The sequence below is a fragment of the Luteibacter sp. CQ10 genome (assembly GCF_040900725.1).
GTDB lineage: Bacteria > Pseudomonadota > Gammaproteobacteria > Xanthomonadales > Rhodanobacteraceae > Luteibacter.
Window position 1 is genome coordinate 373,306 of the sequence record NZ_JAEUYM010000001.1, and the last position, 23,866, is coordinate 397,171.

The 23,866-nt window shown below is 67.4% G+C and carries 23 protein-coding genes; 18 read left to right on the forward strand and 5 right to left on the reverse strand.

Annotation, left to right across the window (positions count from 1 at the left end; all coding sequences use genetic code 11):
* The first annotated feature begins 131 nt into the window (after positions 1 to 131).
* From hemP to JNG39_RS01830, 14 genes are all read left to right on the forward strand, one after another.
* Entirely contained in the window at positions 132 to 329 is a 198-nt protein-coding gene (gene hemP / locus JNG39_RS01765) for a hemin uptake protein HemP (protein WP_368309306.1), read from the forward strand.
* Between the two features lie 85 nt (positions 330 to 414).
* Positions 415 to 981 (forward strand): hypothetical protein, encoded by a 567-nt coding sequence (locus tag JNG39_RS01770; RefSeq protein ID WP_368309307.1) that lies wholly within the window; start codon positions 415 to 417, stop codon positions 979 to 981.
* A gap of 178 nt (positions 982 to 1,159) precedes the next feature.
* Positions 1,160 to 2,431 carry an efflux RND transporter periplasmic adaptor subunit gene (locus JNG39_RS01775; protein ID WP_368309308.1) on the forward strand — a complete coding sequence of 424 codons (1,272 nt, stop codon included), beginning with the start codon at positions 1,160 to 1,162 and terminating at the stop codon, positions 2,429 to 2,431.
* A 28-nt stretch (positions 2,432 to 2,459) separates the two neighbouring features.
* Complete coding sequence (locus JNG39_RS01780; RefSeq protein ID WP_368309309.1) at positions 2,460 to 3,173, forward strand: ABC transporter ATP-binding protein; 714 nt, start codon at positions 2,460 to 2,462, stop codon at positions 3,171 to 3,173.
* 27 nt (positions 3,174 to 3,200) lie between these two features.
* Complete coding sequence (locus JNG39_RS01785; RefSeq protein ID WP_368309311.1) at positions 3,201 to 4,508, forward strand: ABC transporter permease; 1,308 nt, start codon at positions 3,201 to 3,203, stop codon at positions 4,506 to 4,508.
* Between the two features lie 11 nt (positions 4,509 to 4,519).
* Positions 4,520 to 5,737: an ABC transporter permease gene (locus JNG39_RS01790; RefSeq protein ID WP_368309312.1), complete on the forward strand. Its 1,218-nt coding sequence runs from the start codon at positions 4,520 to 4,522 to the stop codon at positions 5,735 to 5,737.
* Positions 5,738 to 5,756: 19 nt separating this feature from the next.
* Entirely contained in the window at positions 5,757 to 7,061 is a 1,305-nt protein-coding gene (locus JNG39_RS01795) for an ABC transporter permease (protein ID WP_368309313.1), read from the forward strand.
* A gap of 8 nt (positions 7,062 to 7,069) precedes the next feature.
* Complete coding sequence (locus JNG39_RS01800; RefSeq protein ID WP_368309314.1) at positions 7,070 to 8,281, forward strand: ABC transporter permease; 1,212 nt, start codon at positions 7,070 to 7,072, stop codon at positions 8,279 to 8,281.
* 78 nt (positions 8,282 to 8,359) lie between these two features.
* Complete coding sequence (locus JNG39_RS01805; RefSeq protein ID WP_368309316.1) at positions 8,360 to 9,694, forward strand: sigma-54-dependent transcriptional regulator; 1,335 nt, start codon at positions 8,360 to 8,362, stop codon at positions 9,692 to 9,694.
* 13 nt (positions 9,695 to 9,707) lie between these two features.
* Positions 9,708 to 11,099, forward strand: a complete 1,392-nt coding sequence (locus JNG39_RS01810) for a PAS domain-containing sensor histidine kinase (protein ID WP_368309317.1) — start codon at positions 9,708 to 9,710, stop codon at positions 11,097 to 11,099.
* A gap of 53 nt (positions 11,100 to 11,152) precedes the next feature.
* The gene (locus JNG39_RS01815) at positions 11,153 to 12,109 is read left to right on the forward strand and encodes an SPFH domain-containing protein (protein WP_368309319.1); all 957 of its coding nucleotides are present in this window, start codon (positions 11,153 to 11,155) and stop codon (positions 12,107 to 12,109) included.
* Positions 12,110 to 12,113: 4 nt separating this feature from the next.
* Complete coding sequence (locus JNG39_RS01820) at positions 12,114 to 12,566, forward strand: NfeD family protein (protein WP_368309320.1); 453 nt, start codon at positions 12,114 to 12,116, stop codon at positions 12,564 to 12,566.
* A complete protein-coding gene (locus tag JNG39_RS01825; protein ID WP_368309322.1) occupies positions 12,559 to 13,842 on the forward strand; it encodes a threonine/serine exporter ThrE family protein in 1,284 nt (427 codons plus the stop codon). Before JNG39_RS01820 ends, JNG39_RS01825 begins: the two co-directional genes overlap by 8 nt.
* Before the next feature lie 191 nt (positions 13,843 to 14,033).
* The gene (locus JNG39_RS01830; RefSeq protein WP_368309323.1) at positions 14,034 to 15,182 is read left to right on the forward strand and encodes a PKD domain-containing protein; all 1,149 of its coding nucleotides are present in this window, start codon (positions 14,034 to 14,036) and stop codon (positions 15,180 to 15,182) included.
* Between the two features lie 113 nt (positions 15,183 to 15,295).
* On the opposite strand, the gene JNG39_RS01835 is transcribed toward JNG39_RS01830, so the two are convergent.
* The 3 genes from JNG39_RS01835 to JNG39_RS01845 form a co-directional block, all read right to left on the reverse strand.
* Positions 15,296 to 15,622, reverse strand: a complete 327-nt coding sequence (locus JNG39_RS01835) for an H-NS histone family protein (RefSeq protein ID WP_144911227.1) — start codon at positions 15,620 to 15,622, stop codon at positions 15,296 to 15,298.
* A 206-nt stretch (positions 15,623 to 15,828) separates the two neighbouring features.
* Positions 15,829 to 17,526, reverse strand: coding sequence for a proline--tRNA ligase (locus JNG39_RS01840; protein ID WP_368309324.1), 1,698 nt, complete (start codon positions 17,524 to 17,526; stop codon positions 15,829 to 15,831).
* Positions 17,527 to 17,586: 60 nt separating this feature from the next.
* The gene (locus JNG39_RS01845) at positions 17,587 to 17,994 is read right to left on the reverse strand and encodes a DUF4124 domain-containing protein (RefSeq protein ID WP_368309326.1); all 408 of its coding nucleotides are present in this window, start codon (positions 17,992 to 17,994) and stop codon (positions 17,587 to 17,589) included.
* A gap of 145 nt (positions 17,995 to 18,139) precedes the next feature.
* Between JNG39_RS01845 and pssA the strand changes: the two genes are divergently transcribed.
* Genes pssA through rimI form a run of 3 tightly spaced genes read left to right on the forward strand, consistent with a single transcriptional unit; the run spans position 18,140 to position 19,885 of the window.
* Entirely contained in the window at positions 18,140 to 18,928 is a 789-nt protein-coding gene (gene pssA, locus JNG39_RS01850; RefSeq protein ID WP_368309328.1) for a CDP-diacylglycerol--serine O-phosphatidyltransferase, read from the forward strand.
* A 4-nt stretch (positions 18,929 to 18,932) separates the two neighbouring features.
* Entirely contained in the window at positions 18,933 to 19,391 is a 459-nt protein-coding gene (locus JNG39_RS01855) for a hypothetical protein (RefSeq protein ID WP_368309329.1), read from the forward strand.
* Positions 19,392 to 19,396: 5 nt separating this feature from the next.
* Positions 19,397 to 19,885, forward strand: coding sequence for a ribosomal protein S18-alanine N-acetyltransferase (gene rimI, locus JNG39_RS01860; RefSeq protein WP_368309330.1), 489 nt, complete (start codon positions 19,397 to 19,399; stop codon positions 19,883 to 19,885).
* 91 nt (positions 19,886 to 19,976) lie between these two features.
* On the opposite strand, the gene JNG39_RS01865 is transcribed toward rimI, so the two are convergent.
* Complete coding sequence (locus JNG39_RS01865) at positions 19,977 to 22,460, reverse strand: ABC transporter permease (protein ID WP_368309331.1); 2,484 nt, start codon at positions 22,458 to 22,460, stop codon at positions 19,977 to 19,979.
* Positions 22,457 to 23,143 carry an ABC transporter ATP-binding protein gene (locus JNG39_RS01870; protein WP_144911213.1) on the reverse strand — a complete coding sequence of 229 codons (687 nt, stop codon included), beginning with the start codon at positions 23,141 to 23,143 and terminating at the stop codon, positions 22,457 to 22,459. Before JNG39_RS01870 ends, JNG39_RS01865 begins: the two co-directional genes overlap by 4 nt.
* Here JNG39_RS01870 and JNG39_RS01875 point away from each other — a divergent pair.
* Complete coding sequence (locus tag JNG39_RS01875; RefSeq protein ID WP_368309332.1) at positions 23,142 to 23,756, forward strand: arylesterase; 615 nt, start codon at positions 23,142 to 23,144, stop codon at positions 23,754 to 23,756. The two genes, JNG39_RS01870 and JNG39_RS01875, sit on opposite strands and share 2 nt — an antisense overlap.
* The last annotated feature ends 110 nt before the right edge of the window (positions 23,757 to 23,866 follow it).

The window sequence follows — 23,866 nt, forward strand, 5'->3', positions numbered from 1 at the left end:
CGCCGATGCGATCGGCTCCCACCCCTTCGGTAGGCAGGGGTGGCACGCCGGCTTCCTAGGGGGGGGAGCTCTTGACGCGTAATTGAGAATCATTATCATCAACTTCGCACCCCTAACGCGGAGTCACAGCCATGCTCGTCACCACGCCCGCCCGTTCCGAAGCCCACGGCCGCGACAAGGTCGTGCCGTTGCGTCCCGCGCCCGCCGCCGCCCGCCGCATCGAGAGCCAGCGCCTGCTCGACGGCTCGCGCGAACTGGTCATCGAACACCAGGGCGCCGAGTACCACCTGCGCCTCACCCGTAACGACAAGCTGATCCTCACCAAGTAACCCGGTCTCCCCGACGCCAAGCCACGCCGCCTCTCCCCGCGGCCCAGCCAGGCCTCCTCTTCGGTTCTTCGCCCAGGAGACGCCCATGTTCGGCTGGCTCGCTTCCTTCGGCGTGCACTCGCGCGCCCGTTCCACCACCACCGTGCGATGGCTGGCCATCACGCCGCGCACGCTCCTCGAAGGGCTCGGCCAGCTCGGAGGGGTTCTGTATCTCGCCCCATCGTTCGCGGCGTCCTGCCAGGCAGACCTGCCCAGTTCCCCGGGCTGCCTGGTCGAATCCGCCGACCTCGCGCCGCTGCTGTCCACGCGGTATGTCGGCGTGACCTGCGCGGTGACCTGCGAAGGGCCTCGCGAATGGATCGATTGCATCGGCGCCGACGGCGAGACGCTCGCCCGCATCTACCTGCTACCCGATACCGACTATCTCGCCTGGGACGGCCTTTTCGTGGATGCGCTGCCCATCGATGGGCCGCCGTGTCGCCTTCCGGATCGCGACGGGCTGCGCGGTTGCCGTGCACGCGTGCTCAGCTTTTCCCGGCGCCGCCTCGGCGGCTTCGACATGCTGAGCGCGACCGATGTATGCATCTCCGTCCTCGGGAGGGGTGTGGCAAGGGATATTGCCGTTTCCGAATCCATCGCCATCGGCGGATGACCCGGCGGCAAGCGACGCCGCAGAGGCGTCCGCCCACCCGGGCACTGTCCGGACAATCTGTCCGCGGACAACTTCCAGGCTCCATCATCCGGTACGTAAGTAACTGCCATATATAGGAATCACGGCGTTGGCACGGCGCTTGCCTAGTTACTCGGCAAGCAAACCGGGGAACCACACCATGATCCGCGACACCTCCGCCCAGGACCGCATCGTCGAAGTCAAATCCGGCCGTCACCGCAAGCTGATGCTGATCGGCGGCGCCGTGGCGGCGGTGGCCGTGCTCGCTTTCGTGGCGCCGAAGGTATCGACGATGTTCTCGGCCGATTCCTCGGTCAGCGCCTCGCGGCTGTCGTTCGGCACCGTGACCCGCGGCACCTTCGTGCGCGACATCGCCGCCGAGGGCAAGGTGGTCGCCGCCGTCAGTCCCACGCTGTACGCGCCCTACGGCGGCGCGGTGGTGCTGCAGGTGCACGCCGGCGACGTGGTGAAGAAGGGCCAGGTGCTCGCCGTGGTGTCCAGCCCTGAGCTGACCAACAAGCTCGCGCAGGAGGAATCCAATGCCGATGCGATGCAGGTGGAATACCTGCGCGCGCAGGTCGACGCGAAGAAGAAGCGCAACGAGCTCCAGAAGAACTTCGACAACGCGGTGATCGACCAGACGGCGGCTGAGCGCGACCTCAAGCGCCAGCAGACCGCGTTCGACAAAGGCGCCGTGCCGGAGGCCGACGTGGACAAGGCCAAGTCGGTGCTCGACAAGGCGGCCATCACCCAGAAACATGCCAAGTCCGACCTGGCGATGGACAACGACAGCCTCACCTTCGACGTCAAGGCGAAGAAGCTCGCCCACGATCGCCAGGTGCTGATGGTGAAGGACCTCGAGCGCCAGGTGGACGACCTCAACGTCAAGTCGCCGGTGGACGGCCAGGTGGGCCAGCTCTTCGTCGCCGAACGCGCTACCGTGGCGAAAGACGCGCAGCTGCTCAGCGTCATCGACCTCTCTGCGCTGGAAGTGGAGATGAAGGTGCCCGAAAGCTTCGCCCGCGACCTCGCCATCGGCATGCCGGGCGAGATCAGCGGTAACGGCAAGCAGTGGAAGGGCAAGGTGAGCGCGGTGTCGCCGGAAGTGGTCAACGGCGAGGTCGCCGCCCGCCTGCGCTTCGACGGCACCACGCCGCAACAGCTTCGCCAGAGCCAGCGCCTGTCGGTGCGCGTGTTGCTCGACAGCCGCGACAACGTGCTCACGGTGCAGCGCGGCTCGTTCGTCGACGAGAGCGCGGGCCGCTATGCCTACGTCGTCAACGATGGCATGGCCGATCGCCGCGACATCCGCGTCGGCGCCAGCAGCATCGACAAGGTCGAAATCCTCGACGGCCTGAAGGAGGGTGACAAGATCGTCATCTCCGGTGCCGACTCCTTCGGCGACGCCAAGCACGTCGCCATCAGCCGCTGAACCCATCCATTTCCCAGAGGGACACGCCATGCTCAAGATGAACCATCTCGCCAAGGTCTACCGTACGGAAGTGGTCGAGACCTACGCGCTGCGCGACTTCAACATCGACGTGAAGGAAGGCGAGTTCGTCGCCGTCACCGGGCCGTCCGGCTCGGGCAAGACCACCTTCCTCACCATCGCCGGCTTGCTGGAAACCTTCACCGGCGGTGAATACCACCTCGACGGCGTGGAGGTGAGCAACCTCAACGACAACGCGCGCTCGAAGATCCGCAACGAGAAGATCGGCTTCATCTTCCAGGCCTTCAACCTGATTCCGGACCTCAACGTGTTCGACAACTGCGAAGTGCCGCTGCGCTATCGCGGCATGAAGGCGGCCGAGCGCAAGCAGCGCATCATGGACGCGCTCGAGCGCGTGGGACTGGCCTCGCGCGCCAAGCACTATCCGGCCGAACTGTCCGGCGGCCAGCAGCAGCGCGTCGCCATCGCCCGCGCCCTGGCCGGCTCGCCGCGCCTGCTGCTCGCCGACGAACCGACCGGCAACCTCGACACGCAGATGGCCCGCGGCGTGATGGAGCTGCTCGAAGAGATCCATCGCGAAGGCGCCACCATCGTCATGGTCACCCATGATCCCGAACTGGCCACGCGCGCCCAGCGCAACGTGCATGTGATCGACGGCCAGGTGGTCGACCTCGCCGAAGAACCGCGCTTCCACGCGCACGCCCATACCTTGCATCACGGCTGACGCATCGCATCCGGGGGGAAGGCATCCATGTTCAGTTATTACCTGCAACTCGGCCTGCGCAGCCTGCGCCGCAATCCCGTGCTTACGGGACTCATGGTGGTCGCGATCGGTTTCGGCGTGGCGGCGTCGATGACCACCTATTCGGTGTTCCGCGCCACCTCGCGCAATCCGATTCCGCAGAAGTCCGACGTGCTCTACAACGTGCAGGTGGACAACTTCGGCCCGGACAACACCGAGAAAGGCGAGCCGCCGCCGGCCTTGAGCTACCTGGATGCCACGGCGCTGCAACGCGCGCACAAGGCGAAGCGCCAGGCCATCACCTACCCGATCGGCATCTCCATCATTCCGGAGGACCCCTCGCACCTGCCGATGCAGGAGGGTGGTTACGCGACCGGTGCGGACTTCTTCCCGATGTTCGACGTGCCTTTCGTGCAGGGCGGTCCATGGACGGCGGACGACGACGAGAAGCACGCGAGCGTCGCCGTCATTTCCACCTCGCTCAACAACAAGCTGTTCGACGGCGGGCAGAGCGTCGGCAAGCAGGTGAACGTCGACGGCCGACTCTTCCGCATCGTGGGGGTGATCGAGGACTGGGCCCCGCAGCCACTGTTCTTCGACGTGCCCAATACCGGCGGCTTCGACGAGGGCGCGTCGCTCTACGTGCCGTTCAATCGGGCGGTGGACCTGAAGATGCCGAACAACGGCAACAACAACTGCCCCAAGGACCCCGGCGAGGGCTGGGATACGTACCTGCATTCGGAATGCATCTGGCTGTCGCTGTGGACCGAGATCCCTACCGCCGCGGATGCCCGGGCGTACCGTGAGTACCTCACCGGCTACGCCGCGGAGCAGCAGCGTTCGGGCCGCTTCGCCTGGGCCCCGAACGTGCGCCTTCGCGATGTGATGGACTGGTTGACGGTGCAAAAGGTCGTGCCGCCCGAGTCCACGGTGTCGCTGATCGTGTCGCTGGGTTTCCTGGTGATCTGCCTGGTCAACACGATCGGCCTGTTGCTGGCCAAGTTCATGCGCCGCGCGCCCGAAATCGGCGTTCGCCGTGCGCTGGGCGCCTCGCGCAAGGACATCTATGCGCAGTTCCTCATCGAGGCGGGCACCATCGGCGTCGCAGGCGGCCTGCTCGGCCTGCTCCTCACCGGCCTGGGCATCCTCGGCGTGGGACTGGTCTTTCCCGAGCGGATCGCCCGCCTGGCGACGGTCGACCCGATGCTGGTGCTGATGACCCTGGTAGTCGCCATCGTCGCCTCGGTGGTCGCGGCGTTCTATCCCACGTGGCGCGCCTCGCTGGTGCAGCCGGCCTGGCAGCTGAAGTCGAACTGAGGATTAGAGCCATGCAGATCAGACCCATCCTCGCGGCGCTGCGCCGGCATAAGGCCGGTACCATCCTCATCGCCTTGCAGATCGCACTCACCCTGGCCATCGTTTGCAATGCGCTGTTCATCGTGCACGACCGCATCGACCGGGTAAACCGGCTCACCGGCATGGACGAGAGGAACGTCGTCACGGTGCAGAACCGCTACGTCGGCTCGACCACGCAGTTCATCCCGCAGATGAAGACCGACGTGCAGGCGATCCGCTCGATGCCGGGCGTGGAATCGGCGTACGTGACCAACGCATTCCCGTTGCGCCGGGGCGGCTGGTCCACGAGCGTCCAGCGCACCGACCAGGACCGCAAGGGCGAGGGCGTGCAGTCGGCCCTGTACTTCGGCGACGAGCAGACGCTGAAGACCCTTGGCGTACGACTCATTGCCGGACGCAACTTCACGCCCGCCGAAGTGCGTTCGTTCGAGCTCCAGGAATCGCCGGCGCCCGCCCAGGTCATCGTGACCAAGGCCGTGGCGGACAAGCTGTTCCCGGACGGCGATGCGTTGGGCAAGGTCGTCTACTACTACAAGGGCAAGCCCTCGACGATCATCGGTATCGTCGACAAGCTCACCGTGCCCTGGATCGACGTCGATTTCATGGACAACGTGACCATCATGCCGCTGCTGCACAACAGCACCTACCAGTTCTTCGTGGTGCGCACCAAACCCGGCCAGCAGGACGCAGTGTTCAAGTCGATCGCCAACACGCTCTACGGCACCAGCCGCATGCGCGTGTTGCCCGACAAGACCGGCGTGCGCACCTTCGAGATGGTGCGCAGCAAGGCCTACGAGGCCGATCGCGGCATGGCCATCCTGATGACCATCGTCAGCGGCGTGCTGCTCCTCATCACGGCAGCGGGCATCGTCGGCCTGTCGAGCTTCTGGGTGGGCCAGCGCCGCAAGCAGATCGGCGTACGGCGCGCGCTGGGAGCGAAGCGCAGCGACATCCTGAGCTACTTCCTCACCGAGAACTTCCTGATCGCCCTGGGTGGCGTAGTGCTCGGCGTGATCCTCGCGGTGGGCATGAGCCAGTGGATGTTCACCCATTTCGAGATGAAGCGTCTGTCGCTCACCTACGTCGCCGCCGGCGTCGCGATCCTGCTCTCGCTGGGCCAGCTCGCGGTGCTCGCCCCGGCCATGAAGGCCTCGCGCGTGTCTCCCGTGGAAGCCACGCGCAGCGTCTGATCCGAAGGAGCGTGACGGCATGTTTGCGTATTACCTGGACATGGCCCTGCGGAGCCTCGGGCGAAGCAGGGCGCTGACCGCGCTGATGATCGCGGCGGTGGCGTTGGGCATCGGCACGTGCATGGTCACGTTGACGGTGCTGCACGTCGTGTCCGGCGACCCGCTGCCCGAACGCAGCAGTTCACTCTACCTGCCGCGCATCGATCCGCGTGACGACTCGACGGCGTCCGCGTCCACCGCGATGCCTGCGCAGGTCACGTGGCTCGATGGCAACAACCTGCTTCGCGCCGGGCGCGCGCGGCAGCAGGCGCTCATGCTGGGCGGGCAGGTGGCCATCGAGCCGGATGACGGGGATGTCGAGTCATTCATCGCGACCGCGCGCTACACCAGCATGGGCTTCTTCGATCTGTTCGGCGTGCCTTTCCTGCACGGCACCGGCTGGAGCGCCGCCGACGACGAATCCAGGGCGCGCGTGGCGGTGATCAGCAGCGCCCTCGACGAGCGGCTTTTCCACGGCGGGAACGGCATCGGCCGCACGGTGCGCGTCGGCGGCGTACCGCTCCGGGTGATCGGCGTGCTGGCGCCCTGGCGGCCCGTGCCGCATTTTTACGACCTCGGCATGGGGCACTTCGCGGGCGGCGAGGACGTCTACCTGCCATTGAGCACGGCCCGCGCAGCGCTCCTTCCGCGAGGCGGCGGCATCGAATGTTGGGGCAAGGGCAGCACCACCGAGGATCTGATGGAAACCGCCGAATGCACCTGGCTGCAGTTCTGGGTACGCCTGGACTCGGCGGCCGACGTGGCGGCCTACGAGAGGTTTCTCGACGGTTATGTCCATGAGCAATTCAGTGCGGGTCGCTTTCGCCGGAACCGGCCGGCCGAACTCACCGGTCTGATGGCTTATCTGGACGAGCGGCACGTGGTACCGGGCGACCTGCGCTTGCAGGTCTGGCTGGCCTTCGGCTTTCTCGTGGTGTGCCTGGCGAATACGGTGGGCCTCATGCTCGCGAAGTTCATGCGTCGCGGGATGGACATCGGCGTGCGTCGCGCGCTGGGCGCGTCGCGTGGCAGCGTGTTCGCACAGCTGCTCACGGAGGCGGGGATCATCGGACTGGCGGGTGGCCTGGTGGGCCTCCTGCTTGCCCTGGCCGGGCTGGCCCTGGTGCGCACGCGGCCCGATCATTACGCGCAACTCGCGCGGCTGGACCTGTCGATGCTCGCGATCACCTTCGCCCTTTCGATCACGGCCACGTTGCTGGCCGGCCTGTTCCCTGCGTGGCGCGCGAGCCGCCTGCCGCCGGGCATGCAACTGAAGAGCCAGTGAGTACGCGCATGGACATCGCCCCGATACTCGCTTCGCTCGGCAGGCACAAGGCCACGGCCGCGTTGCTCGTGATCCAGATCGCGCTGACCTGCGCGATCGTCTGCAATGCGCTGTTCGTGGTGATCGACCGACTCGACTGGATGCGCACGCCCAGCGGCATCGACGAAGACCGCATCGCGATGCTCACCGTCACCGACATCGAGCACCACGACGGGGCGCAGTCGCGCAATCGTGCCGACCTCGCCGCGCTGCGCGCGCTTCCCGACGTGGAAGCGGCGACCACGACCAATTCGGTACCGTTCGGACCGCTCTCGTGGCAGACCTCCGTGCGGATGTCGGCGGACCAGAAAGAGCCCGTGGCGTCCATCGCCCAATACATGGGCGAGGGCGTTCCCGAACTTCTTGGTGCTACCCTGGCCGAAGGCCGGTTCTTCCGCGAGGACGAATACCGTTGGGCGGACGACCTCGATGCCCGGCGCACCGAGATGCCCCCCGTCCTGCTGGTGACCGAGGCGTTGGCTCGCCGTTTGTTTCCGGGGCGTTCCGCGTTGGGGCAGTCGTTGTACCTCGGCGGACAGACGTGCCGCATCGTGGGCGTGCTGAGGGGGTTGGCCCGGGCCGGCGATCCCGATCGGCACAACGTGCAGGAGGCGATCGTGTCGCCCATACGCATGTTGCCGATCTACGGCGCGAGCTACGTGATCCGTGCCCGTCCCGGCCGCGCCGCCGCCGCGCTGCGCGAAGCGAGCGAAACGCTCAGGACCCTCCAGCCGCGTCGCGTCATCACCGACAAGAAAACCTATGCCGAGGTGCGCGCGGCGTACTTCTCGTCCGACCGCGCCCTGGCGGCCCTGCTGATCGGCGTCTGCGTGACCATGCTGGCGGTGACGGCCCTGGGCATCGTGGGCCTGGCCAGCTTCTGGGTGGGTCAGCGCCGACGGCAGATCGGTGTGCGTCGCGCGCTGGGCGCCACGCGCCGCGACGTGCTGCATTACTTCCAGATCGAGAATTTCCTGCTCGCGGGCATGGGCATCGCCCTGGGCATGCTATTGGCCTATGGCATCAACCTGCTGTTGATGTACCAGTACGAACTGCCTCGCCTGCCGTCGTATTACCTGCCGGTGGGGGCGTTGAGCCTGTGGTTGCTCGGGCAGGTCGCCGTGCTGGCGCCCGCATTGCGCGCGGCGGCGGTGCCACCCGTGGAAGCCACTCGTGGCTAGAATCCCATCGGGGGGCGAAAACGCCCATGCAACCTTTTGGCCGTGGCGTGCATCCATGGCCCCATGCGAAGGGACAAGATGCAAACCGTACTGATCATCGACGACAACCCCGCGGTGGGCGAAGCCCTGTCGTTGGCGCTCAGCCTGCGCGATATCCGGCCGCTCGTGGCACTGACGCCCGAGGACGGCCTGGCGGTGCTGCTGCGCGAACGGGTCGACGTGGTGATCCAGGACATGAACTTCACCGCCGATACCACCTCGGGCGAGGAGGGCGTCGCCCTGTTCCGTGCGATCCGCGCCCGCCACGCGGACCTTCCGGTGATCCTGCTTACGGCCTGGACCCACCTGGAAACCGCCGTGGAACTGGTCAAGGCGGGCGCGGCCGACTACCTGGGCAAGCCCTGGGACGACGCCAAGCTGCTGGCCACCGTGGAGAATCTGCTGGAGCTGTCCGAATCCACGCGCGAAGTCACCCGGGCCCGCGTGGAACGCCAGCGCCGCCGCGCGGCCCTGGAGAGCAAGTACGACCTCGACGGCCTGGTGTTCACCTCCGAGGCCATGAGCCGAACGGTGGAACTGGCCGGGCAGGTCGCCAAGGCCGACGTGCCCGTGCTCATCACCGGGCCCAACGGGGCGGGCAAGGAACGCATCGCGTCGATCGTGCACGCCAATTCGTCGGTACGTCGCGGTCCGTTCGTCGCGGTCAATTGCGGCGCGCTGCCGGGCGAGCTGATCGAGGCGGAACTGTTCGGTGCCGATGCCGGTGCCTACACGGGTGCCAACAAAGCCCGTGAGGGACGTTTCGAGCTCGCCGACGGGGGCACGCTCTTCCTCGATGAAATCGGCAACCTGCCGTTGCCCGGCCAAATGAAGCTGCTACGCGTGCTGGAAACCGGGCAATTCGAACGGTTGGGCTCGGGCCGCACGCGCAGCGTGAAAGTCCGCGTGGTGAGCGCGACCAATGCCGATCTCAAGGCGATGATCGCGGCCGGCACGTTCCGTGAAGACCTTTACTACCGCCTCAACGTCATCGAGGTGAACCTGCCGCCGCTGTCCGAGCGCGTCGACGACATCCTGCCGCTGGCCGAGTTCTTCCTCGACGGCAAGGCGCGCCTGACCGAAGAGGCGCGCGACGCGCTCCAGGCGCACAACTGGCCGGGCAACGTGCGCGAACTGAAGAACGCGATGGCGCGCGCGGCGTTGCTCGCCAGCGACGGCCGCATCGAGGTAGCCCATCTCAACCTTCCGGTGGCGGTGCCCGCCGCCACGCGCAATCTCGACGAGCCCAGCCGCGAATCGGTCGAGGCGGCGTTGGCCTCGGCCGGCGGCGTGGTGAGCCGGGCGGCCAGCCAGCTCGGCCTGTCGCGACAGGCCTTGTATCGCCGCATGGAGCGCTACGGGCTGGCGGTCTGACCGGGCCGCGCGGATGAAGCGATTCTCCCTGGAAGGCCGCATGACGCTGGTGGTCGCCGGTTCGGCGATCGTCGGCGCACTGGTATTCGCCGGCATCACCGTCTGGCCGTTTCCTCAAGCGGTGGCCTGGCTGCGCGCCGGGCCCACGGTGAAGGGAAAGGCGCCGACGCCGGTGGCACTGGAACACTTCGACACCGGTACGGCGATCGTCATCTGCCTGCTGGTGCTGCTGCCGCTGGCGGCATGGATGGCGCACATGCTCGTCGAGCCGATGCGCCGCATCCTGCGCGCGCTGGAAAGCGCCGTGGCGAGCTATCGCGACGGCGACTACAGCATGTCGATCGGTACCGAACGCGAGGACGAGCTGGGCGACCTGATCCGCATGCACAACCAGCTCGGCACGATCCTGCGCGAACAACGGCAGAACCTCGCCCAGCGCGAGTTGCTGCTCGACACGGTGGTGCAGAACACGCCGGTGGCGCTGATCCTCACCGACGCCATGGGCAAGGTGACCTACGCGAACATCGCCGCTCGGCACCTGTTCAACGAGGGGCGCACGCTCGCGGGTCTCGATTTCGACGAGGTGGTGGCGAGCATGCCCGAGACGCTGCGTGCCGCGGCGGCGACGGAGGAGGATGCCCTGTTCACGGTGGAGCTGGAGGGCAGCGAAGAAACCTTCCACCTGTCGCAGCGCGGGTTCCGCCTGCAGGGGCGGCCCCATCGCCTGCGGCTTTACCGGCGGATGACCCGTGAACTGTCGCGCCAGGAGGTGCATACCTGGAAGCGCGTGATCCGCGTGATCAGCCACGAACTCAACAATTCGCTGGCGCCGATCTCGTCCCTGTCGCATTCGGGCGCCGAACTGGCCCGCCGCGGCGATCTCGAGCGCCTGCCGGGCGTGTTCGCCTCCATCGGCGATCGCGCCCGGCACCTGCACGGTTTCATTTCCGGCTACGCCAGCTTCGCCAAGCTGCCCACGCCGCAGTGCCGCATCGTGCCGTGGAAGCCGTTCCTCGACGGCCTCGCCCTGCACGCGACGTTCCGGCTCGACGGCGCGCTGCCGGACCAGCCCGGGTGGTTCGACCCGACCCAGGTCGAGCAGGTGCTGATCAACCTCATCAAGAACGCCCATGAAGCCGGTGGGGAAGCGTCCGAGGTGACCGTCGCCGTGCGTGCGATGGGGCGCGAGTCGCTCATCCTCGTGGAAGACCGTGGCCCGGGCATGAGCGACACCGTGCTGGCCCAGGCGCTGTTGCCGTTCTATTCCACCAAGCGGTCGGGCACGGGCCTGGGCCTGGCGCTGGCCCGAGAAATTTCCGAAGCCCACGGCGGCCGCATCTCCCTGGCCAATCGCGAGGGTGGCGGTCTGCGCGTGTCGATGCTGCTGCCCTCCGGGCCGCCCTGACGCGGTTCGCCCTATACTCCTCGCACATCCAACGGGAGAGGGAGCAAGGGCTCATGGGAAGCATCGTCGCGCTCGTGATCGTGGTGGTCGCGGTCGTCGTCATCTCCAAGCTGATCCGCATCGTGCCGCAGGGCTACGAATGGACGGTGGAGATGTTCGGCAAGTACACCGGCACGCTCACCCCGGGCCTGCATTTCCTCATCCCGTTCGTCTACGCCATCGGTCGCAAGATGAACATGATGGAGCAGGTGCTCGACGTCCCTTCGCAGGACGTCATCACCAAGGACAACGCCGTGGTCAAGGTCGACGGCGTGGTGTTCTACCAGGTGCTCGACGCCGCCAAGGCGGCCTACGAGGTGGCCAACCTCGAGATGGCCGCGCTGGCCCTCATCATGACCAACATCCGCACCGTGCTCGGTTCGATGGATCTCGACGAAAGCCTCAGCCAGCGCGACGCCATCAACGCGAAGCTGCTCGGCGTGGTCGACGAGGCCACCCATCCCTGGGGCGTCAAGGTCACCCGCATCGAGATCAAGGACATCTCGCCGCCGCGCGACCTCGTCGACGCGATGGCCCGGCAGATGAAGGCCGAGCGCGAGAAGCGCGCCAACATCCTCGACGCCGAGGGCTTCCGCCAGGCGGCGATCCTCAAGGCCGACGGCGAGAAGCAATCGGCCATCCTCGAGGCCGAGGGCAAGAAAGAGGCGGCCTTCCGCGAAGCCGAGGCGCGCGAGCGCCTGGCCGAGGCCGAAGCCAAGGCCACCACCATGGTCTCGCAGGCCATCGCGGGCGGCGACGTCAACGCCCTGAACTATTTCGTCGCGACCAAATACGTCGAGGCGCTGGTCGAGATGGCCAAGTCGCCCAACCAGAAGACCCTGCTGCTGCCGATGGAGGCCACGGGCATCCTCGGCTCGCTGGCCGGCATCGCCGAACTGGCGAAGGACTCGCTGGCCGTGCAGCAGAAGGGCCACGACCAGCCCACCCGCACGCCGCCGCTGCCGCGCTGACGCCATGGAACACCTCGCCTTGCATTACCTGTGGTGGATCGTGGCGCTCGCGCTGATCGGCGGCGAGGTGATCCTGCCCGGCTACTTCATGCTGTGGATCGGCATCGCCGCCGCGGCCATGGGCATCGTGGCGTTCGTCGTGCCGGACATGAGCGCGCTGGCGCAGGCCGTCGTTTTCGCCGTGTTCGCCTTCGCCTCGTGCTTCGCCTATTGGAAGCTCGTGCGGCCACGCATCGACCGCACGCCGCCGGGCAACCCCAATCTCAACCGCCGTGGCGAGCAGCTGATCGGCGGGCGCTACGTGCTTTGCGAGCCCATCGTGCAGGGTCGGGGCAAGGCGCGGGTGGGCGACGGCGTGTGGCTGGTCAGCGGGCCGGATCTTCCGCTGGGCGCCACGGTCGAGGTCATCGGCATCGACGGCACCACCTTGCGCGTCAAGGCGGTGGACGTTGGCTGAGGCGTTGCCGCTCAGCGTGCCGGTGAGTTTCGCCACCACGGCGATCAACACCCGCATCGCCTTTCTCACCGAGCTGGCCCGGCGCCTGCATCAGTACGGCACCACGGCACCCCGGCTCGAAACGGCCATCGGCCGCTCGGCCCAGCGGCTGGGTCTCTCGGCCGACGTGTGGTCGAGCCCCACGGCGATCATCGTGTCGTTCGCCGACCTGGGGCAGGGCGAAGACGGCGTGGCCCAGGTCACCCAGGTGATGCGGCTGCCGCCCGGCGACGTCAACCTGGGGCGCCTGTGCGAGGCCGACCGCATCGCCGACGAGGTGATCGACGGCCGGATGGAGTTGCGCGAAGGTTTCCACCTGTTGCGCAAACTCGCCGCGGCGGACACCTTCCGCGACATCGTGGGGCTGGTCGCCAGCTACGGCCTGTGCGCCGCGGCCGTGGTGGCCCTGCTGTTGCACAGCGCCTGGGCCGACCTGGTGACGGCCGGCTTGATCGGCACGATCATCGGCCTGATCACCGTGGCCTCGGGCAGCCGGCCGCGCCTGGCGGCGGCGAGCGAGGCGATCAGCGCGCTGGTGGCGACTACCATCGCCATCGTCGTGAGCGCCTACGTGGTGCCGCTGGCGGTGAAGTCGGTGATCCTGGGCAGCCTCATCGTGCTCATGCCCGGCATGGCGCTGACCACGGCCGTACGCGAGATTTCCAGCCAGCACCTGGTGTCCGGCGTGGCGCGCATGGCCGGAGCCATCGCCACGCTGCTCAAGCTCGCCTTCGGCGCCGTCGCCGCCAACCAGCTGTGCGAGGCGTTCGGCATCTATCCGCGCGACTATGCGCTGCCGCCGCTACCGGCATGGGCCGACGTGCCTTCGTTGCTGATCGGCGCGTTCTCGTTCGCGATCCTGTTTCGCGCCGCGCGCCGCGACTGGCTGGTGGTGATGGGCGCGGTGATCCTCGGCTACCTCGCCACCACCTGGGGCGGGCGCATCTCGGCTTCGCTGCCCGCCGCGCCGGTCGGCGTGTTCGTGGGAGGCCTGTTGCTGGGTGCGCTCAGCAACGTCTACGCACGCTATGCGAAACAGCCGGGGGCGGTGGTCCGCGAACCCGGCATCATCCTCCTGGTACCGGGCTCCGTGAGTTTTCGCAGCGTGTCGTACCTGCTCGACCGGGATACCTCGCTGGGCATGGATACCGGCCTGCTCGTGGTCACGCTGCTGGTGTCGTTGGTGGCGGGCCTGCTTTTCGGCGACCTGCTGGTAGCGCCCCGGCGCTCCCTTTGACGGTCCGCAAGGGCGTATTCGGCAACTTGTAAACGCTTGGGTTTTTGGATCGAGGCGATGGTGCTTCGCACCAATGTCGGGCGCATCACATGACGGGTGCAAGCCTATTGGCAGGCGCGTGGGACGGTGACATGTTGGATCGATCCAAGGGATCGTCCCTTGGCCTTGCCACCCTGTAGGGATGACACGCCATGAACACCTCCAAGTACGGAAACCGTTCGCTCATCCTCGCCACGGCCCTGGCCGTCGCCGCCGCGAGCGCCCCTGTCTTCGCCGATTCCGCCATTTATGGCGGCGGTCCGTTCTACAGCGGCGGCACGCCGGTGATGAACGACCTGCGTTCGTCCGGATTCACCACCGTGATGTTGTGGAGCATCCACGTGGATGCCAACGGCGACCTCAACCTCAACGACCAGAAACTGATCTCCAACGGCGCCTTCATCGGGACCAATACCACCTGGTCGTCGCAGTTGCAGACGCTCAAGCAGTCGCCTACCTCGATCAACCGTATCGAGGTCTCGATCGGTTCGGGCGGCGTCGCCGATTTCGAGCACATCCGCGACCTGGTGAACAGCACGGCATCGGGCGGCGGCACGGGTACGAGCAGCATCCTCTATCGCAATTTCCAGGTGCTCAAGCAGTTGACCGGCGCGGATGCGGCCAACTTCGACGACGAGAGCGCCTACGATCTTTCCTCGGCCACCAAGTTCGGCCAGATGCTCGCGGGACAGGGCTACAAGATCACCTTCGTGCCGTATACGAACCAGGGCTTCTGGTCGTCGCTGAAGAGCAACCTCGGCTCGAGCGTGGACCGCATCTACCTGCAGGTGTACGACGGCGGCGCGGGCAACGATCCCAAGCAGTGGTCCACGGCAATGGGCATGACGGTACGCCCGGGCTTGTGGTCGCTGCACGGCACGGGTTGCACCTCCGGCGACAGCCCGACCTCGGTGAAGACGAAGATGACGGCGTGGAAGAAGAGCACGGGCATCCCGGGTGGCTTCATGTGGCTGTATGACGATATCCAGAAGTGTTCGGCATCGGGTCGCAATACGGCCAATTACGCTTCCGCCATCAATACGGCGGTAGCCACCGTGGCGGCTCATGCGGATTTCGGCGCGAGCAGCACGGGCCTTACCAGCACGTTCTCGGGGCAGTCCACGGCGGGTGACTCCCGCATCGTGGCGCAACGCTGGACGTTCGGCGACGGCGCGCAGGCCACGGGAGCGGAGGCGTCGCATACCTATGCCCAGCCGGGCACGTATCCGGTGACGTTGACGGTGGTCGACGACGAGGGGCATGCGGAGTCGAAGACGCGCAGCGTCACCGTGTCGCGATAACCGGACGTCTCGCCGTAGGCACCGGCGCAGGCCGGTGCCTACGGCAGAGCATTCGATTTTTCGCCGGACAAAAAAAAGCCCCGGCATGGCCGGGGCTTTTTTTGAAAAAAGGATCAGATAAGCAGATCTTTTTCCTTCTTGCCCGCCTTCAGCGCATCGTTGAACCAGCGCGGGCGCTTGCCGCGGCCCGACCAGGTGTTTTCCGGATTGGACGGATCCCGGTACTTGGCCGCCACGACGGTACCGGCGCGCTTGGACTTGGCGCCGCCGCGCGACGGAAACACCTCGTCGATGCTGACGCCTTCGGCTTTCAGGATGGCCTGGATTTTCTCGCGAACCTTGCCGATGCGCTCCTTGGAGAGCTCCCCCTGACGCGCCTGCGCCTTGGCGATCAGGTCGGTCAGCTGGTTGTGGTTGAGGTTCTTGATATCGACTGCCATTAACGGATTCTCCCAGGGATATTTCGTAAATAAATGGCTCCCGTCATTCGGCGCGAATGAAATAAAAGGAACCACGCAGGAGTTTTTAACCAATCGGAACGAAAAAAGCAAAATGCCCGGTGTCGCCACCGGGCATTCGACGACTATATATCAGCCATAACCAGCCATTACCTACATAGATAATCGGCGGATTCGCATCGGGACGCTTATCCGAGCAAGGCGAACAATTCGTCGCGGGTCACGCTACGGGCTTCGCTGTCCGTGCGGGCGCGGTATTCGAACGTGCCCGCCTCGAGGCCGCGTCCGCTCACCACCAGGCGATGCGGGATGCCGATCAGCTCCATGTCCGCGAACATCGGGCCGGGGCGCAGGCCGCGATCGTCGAGCACGGTGTCGATGCCGCGCGAGGCGAGTTCCGCGTAGAGCGATTCGGCGGCGTCGGCCACGGCCGGATCGTTCTTGGGATTGATGACGCATACGGCCACGCGCCACGGGGCCATGGCGTCGGTCCAGATCATGCCGGCGTCGTCGTGGCGCTGCTCGATGGCGGCGGCCACGATACGGCTCACGCCGATGCCGTAGCAGCCCATGTACATGGTGCGCATCTTGCCCTGTTCGTCGAGCACGCCCGCACCCATGGCCTCAGCGTATTTCTGGCCGAGCTGGAAGATGTGGCCGACCTCGATGCCGCGGGCGAAACGGATGTGGCCCTTGCCGTCGGGGGAGGGATCGCCCTCGACCACCTTGCGGATGTCGGCAACGCGCGTGACGCGCGCGTCGCGCTCCCAGTTGGCGCCGGTGAAGTGGGTGCCGTCCTGGTTGCCGCCGCAGACGAAGTCGGCGAGCAGCGCCGCGCTGCGATCGACGATGACGGGAATGGTCTCCGGCAGGCCTACCGGGCCGATGAAGCCGGGCCGGGTGCCGGTGGCGGCGAGGATATCTTCCTCGCTGGCCAGTTCGGATTCATCCGGCAGCTCGTCCAGGTGCGACGCTTTCACCTCGTTGACCTCGTGGTCGCCACGCACGCACAGCGCCACGAGGCCGTCGCGGCCGCGTACGAGGATGGTCTTGACCGTCTGCGCGGCCGGTACGCCGAGCAGGGCGGTGACTTCGTCGATGCTGCGCTGGGTGGGCGTGTCGACACGGGCGAGATCGGCCGACGGTGCGGGACGCTCGCCGGCCGGCGCGAGTGCCTCGGCCTTTTCGATATTGGCCGCATAGGCCGATGCGTCGGAATAGGCGATGGCGTCTTCGCCCGAGTCGGCGATCACCTGGAATTCGTGGCTGGCGCTGCCGCCGATGGCGCCGGTGTCGGCGTCCACCGCGCGAAACTCCAGGCCCAGGCGGGTGAAGATGCGCGAATAGGCGTCGTACATCACCTGGTAGGTTTCGCCGAGCGATTCGGGGGTGAGGTGGAAGGAGTAGGCATCCTTCATGAGGAACTCGCGCGCGCGCATCACGCCGAACCGCGGGCGGATCTCGTCGCGGAACTTGGTCTGGATCTGGAAGAAGTTCAGCGGCAGCTGCTTGTAGCTCTTCAGCTCGTTGCGCGCGAAGTCGGTGATGACTTCCTCGTGCGTGGGGCCGTAGCAGAACTCCTGTTCCTTGCGATCCTTGATCTTCAGGAGCTGACCGCCGAATTTTTCCCAGCGGCCGGTTTCTTCCCACAGCTCGCGCGGCTGCACCGACGGCATCAGCACCTCGATCGCGCCCGCGCGGTTCATTTCCTCGCGCACGGCCGCCTCCACCTTGCGCAGCACGCGCAGGCCCAGCGGCGCCCAGGTGTAGAGGCCCGAGGCGAGCTTGCGGATCATGCCCGCGCGCAGCATCAGCCGGTGGCTGGCGATTTCCGCGTCGGCGGGGACTTCCTTGACGGTGGCGAGGTGGAACTGGCTGAGGCGCATCGGGCGATCGTCCGCGGGGTGGAACCCGCGATTATAGGACGCCCCGGCGCCGATCAGGGGTTACGCCGGGCAGTATAGGGTCTGCTGCGCCTGGGCCTTCTTCAGTTCGGCGGCGCGGGTCGCGTCGTCCACCGGCTTGGTGCCGCCCTTGCCGTCGTCCATCGTAATGGTCTTTTCGTTGGCGAGGATGGTGAGGTTCTTGCGTACCTGGTCGCAGAGCGCGGCACGGTTGGCCGGGGTATCGGCCCGGGTATCGGGGGCGGGGCGGGGCGCGGGTGCCGTGGTGGCGGCGGCTGTGGGAGCGGCACCTGCGGTGGGTATCTTCAGTTTTTCCACCTTCGACGCGCCCGCCGGCGGCGGTGCGTCGGAATAGTGGGTCACGCCCTGGGGATCCTTCCACTTGTAGGCCTGGGCCATCGCCAGCGGACAGGCAACGATCAGGACGGCGAGGACGAGGCAGCGGCGCATGTCGATAATCCGATGGTAGGTGGCGCACACAAGTAGCACCGGCTCGAAGGGGGCGCAAGCGACGCAGGTCGCGCTTCGGAAGGCGTCCGACTGACGCTTCACGGCACGTGGGATACACTGGACACCCATTTCAAGCCGACGGCCCATGAGCGAACCGATCCCAGCCCGGGGCCCGCGCCATCGCGGGATCTACCTGCTACCGAACCTGTTCACTACCGGCGCGATGTTCTCCGGTTTCTACGCCATCGTCTCGGCGATCGGCGGCCATTACGCCACGGCGGCGCTGGCGGTGTTCGTGGCGGGCATCCTCGATGGCATGGATGGTCGGGTCGCGCGCCTGACGAACACCCAGAGCGAATTCGGCGTGCAATACGATTCGCTGTCGGACCTGGTCAGCTTCGGCCTGGCGCCGGCGCTGGTGATGTACACCTGGTCGCTGTCCTCGCTGGCCGAATACGGCCGCGTGTGGGGCAAGATCGGCTGGGCCGCCGCCTTCATCTATGCCGTCTGCGCGGCGTTGCGGCTGGCCCGTTTCAACACCCAGGTCGGCGTGGCCGACAAGCGTTACTTCCAGGGCCTAGCCAGCCCGGCGGCCGCCGGGCTGTGCATGTCGTTCGTCTGGACGATGGAAAAATTCGAGGTGTCCGGCCCGTCGGTGGCTTTCTTCACGATGCCCATGGCGGTCATCGCGGGCCTGCTGATGGTCAGTAACGTCCGCTATTTCAGCTTCAAGGCGTGGCCCAAGGGCGACCGCGTGCCCTTCATCTGGCTCATCGCCGCCGTGCTCATCGTGGTGCTGCTGGTGATCGACACCGCGCGCGTGCTGTTCGCCGTGGCGGTGATCTACACCGTGTCCGGTCCGGTCATGACGCTGTGGGGCCGGGCCGCGCATCGCCGTCGCGCACGCCGCCACGTGCCGCGCCCGACGGAATGACGGCATGACCCAGGCCCTGCCACGCCGCGACCGGCTGCTCCGCGCCATGGGCGTCACGCCGTGGCGCCTTCGCGTGGGTGGTTCCGTCGCCGCGGAGTCCGCGAACGACGCTCCCGCCGCCGACGGCCGCGTGCCTTGCGTGGTGATCCTGCCGGCCGGATGCAGCGAGCGCGAACTCGACCTCGTGGGCCGCGCGTTGCGGGCCTTCGGGCCGGTGACGGGCCGGGCCGCGAGGCTCGAAGTGAGCGAGCGCGGCCTGGGCCAGGTGCCGGTGGCCGCGGCCTATCTCGTTTTCGGCGAAGCGCAGGCGAGGGCGCTCGGCCACGAGCTGCCCGCCGCGGTGATGAGCGCGGCGCAGATCGTACTGGTGGACACCCCGTCCGACATCCTCTTCAAGGCGGTTGCCAAGCGCCGCCTCTGGAACGCCTTGCGTGCGTTGGGTCGCGCGCTGGCGAGGGAGTGAGGCCGATGGTCGCCGTCGCCCGTCCCTCGACCGAAGTGCGCGCCATGCGCCGCGAAGACCTCGACGCCGTGGCGGCGATCGAGCAGGCGTCGTACGAGTTTCCCTGGAGCCCGGGCATTTTTCGCGACTGCCTCCAGGCGGGGCACAACTGCTGGATCATCGCGCACGACGGCGTCGTCGCCGGTTACGGCATCCTCTCGGTGGCGGCCGGCGAGGCGCACGTGCTCAACGTATGCATCGACGACGCGCACCGCGGTCTCGGTTGCGGCCGTCGCATGATGCGGCGCCTGCTCGATCTCGCGCGCTGGTACGGCGCCGAGCGGGTATTTCTCGAAGTGCGGCCGTCCAATCCGGTGGCGCATGCGCTGTACGAATCGCTGGGCTTCGGTGAGATCGGTCGCCGGCCGGGGTATTACCCGGCGCGGGGCGGGCGTGAGGATGCCATCGTGATGGCGCTGGATATGGTGCAACCCGGTAGTTCATCGCCAGCGTGATTCGCCGATACGATCGGCTCCCACCCCGTTGGTAGGACGCCCACCCCCGAAGGGGTGGGAGCCGATCGTATCGGCGAAATCCAGATCGCGATCACCCTTCGCGCAACAACGCCATCGGCGAGGTCCGCAACACCCGCCGCGTCCCCAGCAAACCGATCAGCATCACCACGAAGGCCGCGAGCGCCGCCGCGCCGACCAGCGGCCACACCGGCGGCACGAAATGCTCGATGCGGAATACCGCCTGTCCCAGCCAGAGACCCGCGCCCAGCGCACCCAACGCGGCGGTGAGGCCCGCGACGCCGCCCAGCAGGGCGAACTCGCACGCGGCGGCGGCGCGCAACTGCATGCGCGTTGCGCCTAGCGTGCGCAGCAGCGCTGCCTCCTTGCGACGCTCCTGCGCACTCGCCGCCAGCGCGGCGGCGAGCACCAGTGCGCCGGCGATCAGGCTGAAGCCGAGTACCCAGCGCACCGCCGTGCCGACGCGATCGACGATCTCGCGTACGCGGTCGAGCAGGGCGTCCACGTCGATGAGGCTGAGGTTGCCGTAGTCGCGCGACACCTTCGCCAAGGCGTCGCCGTGGCCGCGCGGCAGGTAGAAACTCGTCAACCACGTATGCGGCAGCTCCGCCGCATGGGCTGGATCGAGGAGCAGGAAGAAGTTCACCCGGAACGACGTCCAGTCCACCTGGCGCACGCTCGTGACCCTGGCCTGCAGCGTACCTTCGCCTACCTCGAAGCCCAGCGTGTCGCCCAGCTTCAGGTGGAATCGGTCGCGCCACGACGTATCCACGGACACCTCGGCCTGCGCGGGCGACGCCCCCGCCCAGGCGCCTTCGATGACCTTGTTCGACGGCGGAAGCTCCGCACTCCACGACAGGCGCAGCTGGCGGTCGGCGGATTCCTTTTCGTCGTCGCTCAGGAATGGCAGCTTGTCGACGGGTTGGCCGTTGATCGTGGTGAGCTTGCCCACCGCCAGCGGCATCATGTTGACCTGCGTGGCGCCCATGCGGGCCAGCCCGGCGGAAAAGCCGTCGCGCTGGTCGTCCTGGAGGTTGAGCGCGAACCAGTTGGGCGTGTCGGTGGGCAGCTCGCGCCGCCATCCGTCGAGCAGCGAGGGCGCGATGACGGCGAGCAGGAGCAGGGCGCACAGGCCGAGCGACAAGGCGGTGGCCTGCACGAGCGACAGGCCCCGACGCCTCGCCAGCGCGGCCAGGCCCAGTCGCAGGGCGGGATGGGCGCCGGGTGCCACGCGTCGGGCGATCACCAGCAACAAGGCAGCCAGCAGGGCGGCTACCAGCGCGACGCCCGCGAGGCTCACGGCGAGGATGCCGGCCAGGCGCAGCGAATCGCTCTGCAACCAGATCAGCACGACGGCGGTGGCCAGCGGCACGAGGTACAGCGCGTCGAAACGGCGCACGCGACGCTGCATCGATTCGCGGAAGACCGCCACCGGTGGTACCTCGGCCAGGCGCACGAGCGGCGGCAGCGCGAACCCGGCGAGCACGGCCAGGCCCATGGCCGCCGCCGCGAAGGCCGGTCCGAGCGGGAGCGTGGTGGGCACGTCGTCGAACAGCTGGCGCGCGAAATACCAGGCGCCCTGCGCAAGCCCCAGGGCCACGGCCATCCCCAGGGCGGCCGCGGGAATCGCCAGCGCGGCCAGGGTGGAGACCAGCAAGGCCGCGACGCGTCGGCGCGGCGTACCCAGAGCGCGAAGCAGGGCCACCTCCGACGCCTTGCGCCGCGCATAGCGAGCGGACGCGAGGGCGATGGCCACGCCGGCGAGCAGGGCGGACAGCAGGGCCGTCAGGCGCAGGAAGGCGCCCGCGCGGTCGAAGGCGTTGCGCATGCGCTCCTGCATCTTTTCCGGCGTGATCAGCTCGCCGCCGGCCGGCAACGGCGCGCTTTCGATGCTGGCGCGCCAGCGCGCCACGTCGCCGGGATCGCCCGCGACGAACAGGCGATGGCTCGCCCGGCTACCGACCGAGAGCAGGCCGGCGTCGGCGGCATCGTCCAGGTTCATCAGCGCCCGGGGCGCGAGCGCGAACAGTTCGCCGCCGTCCGGCTGGCGGACCAGTTCGGCGGAAACGCGAAGGTCGCGGCCGCCGATCTGCACGTTCTGACCGGCGTGGATGCCGAGCCCCACCATGGCCCGGTGATCGAGGAAGACCTCCCCGCGCGCCGGGCCGTGCGCATCGCGATCGCGACCGGTCGCATCGCGCACGGTCAGCGTGCCGCGCAGCGGGTAGGCCCCGTCGCTGGCCAGCACGTCGAGCAGTTGGCTGCGCTCGCCGACGAAGGCCACGCTGCGGAACTGCGCGCCTCGCGAGGCGCGCAGGCCGTCGGCCTGGGCCGCGCGCAGCATCGGTTCGGGCAAGGGCGCCGGCGCGGAGACGCCGACGTCGCCACCGATCAGTTCGGCCGAACTGGCGAGGATGCCGCGTTCCAGGCGTGTGGAAATCGTGGCGACGACACCGAGCGCGATCACCGCGAGCACGAGCGAGGCGGCGAGGGTGCGCAATTCGACGAGGTGCCATTCGCGGCGCAGGGTGCGCAGGGCGAGGCGGGCGACGTTCACGCGGCCACCCCCAGGCGACCCTCGCGCAGTTCGGCCGAACGCGCGCAGCGCGCCGCCAGGCGGGGATCGTGGGTGACCAGGATGAGGGTGGTGGCGTGTTGCCGGTTCATGTCGAACAGCAGGTCGCCCACGTGTTCGCCGGTGTGCTGGTCGAGGTTGCCGGTGGGTTCGTCGGCGAACAGGATGCGCGGGCCATGCACGAAGGCGCGGGCCAACGCCACGCGCTGCTGTTCGCCGCCGGAGAGCTGCGCCGGGTAGTGGCGGCGTCGGGCGCCGAGGCCGACGGTGTCGAGCGCGGCCCGGGCCCGGTCGCGGGCGTCGTCGTCGCCCTCCAGTTCCAGCGGCAGCATCACGTTTTCTTCCGCCGTGAGCGCCGGCAACAGGTGGAACGACTGGAACACGAAGCCGACCAGGCGGCGACGGATCGCCGCGCGCGCCTCTTCGTCGATCCCTTCCAGGGGTTGGCCGCCGAGGCGCACGCTGCCGGTCGTGGGAACATCCAGGCCGGCGAGCAATCCAAGCAGGGTGGTCTTGCCCGATCCCGACGCACCCACGATGGCGAAGCTCTCGCCTTCGCTCACCCGCAGGTTCACCCCCGAGAGGATGTCCAGTCGCCCCTCCGGGCCGAAAACCGACTTGCTAACATCCGCCACTTCGAGAAGAACACGGGAAGAATCGCTCATGCGTCGTTGCCTGATGGTGGTGTTGCTGTTCGTCTGGTGCGCCATGGCCTCCGCGGCCGCGCCGCCGCGTGAGGTGCTGGTGCTCGGGGACTCGCTATCGGCGGCGCACAACATTCCGGTCGAAGCCGGGTGGGTGCGCCTGCTGAACGCTCGCACGTCGAAGATGGCGACGCCGTGGACGTTGGTCAATGCCAGCATCAGCGGCGAAACGTCCCTGAGCGGTCGTAACCGGCTGCCGTCGCTGTTGAAACGCAACAAGCCGGGCGTGGTGGTGATCGAACTGGGCGCCAACGACGGCCTGCAGGGATTACCCCTGGGGCAACTGGCCGACAACCTCGACAGCATGATCGACGCCGCGAAGAAATCCGGCGCGAAGGTGCTGCTGCTGGGCATCGAATTGCCAGTGAATTACGGCCCGCAATACCGCGACGGCCTGCGCCGCGTCTATGCCGATGCCGCGAAGAAACACGGCGTGCCGCTGGTGCCGTTCCTGCTCGACGGGGTGGCGCTGGACCCCTCGCTGATGCAGGATGACGGTCTGCATCCTACGGCCAAGGGAGAGCCCAGGGTGGCGGAAAACGTGTGGAAAATGCTTTCGCCGCTGCTGATGTAAACGACATAACGTCGACGTTGCCCCACCCAGAATGAATCGACTTTTCCGGCCTTCACGCTGTACTCACCGGCCCGGCCGTTAACTCTTCACATTTGTGAATCACCAAAGAG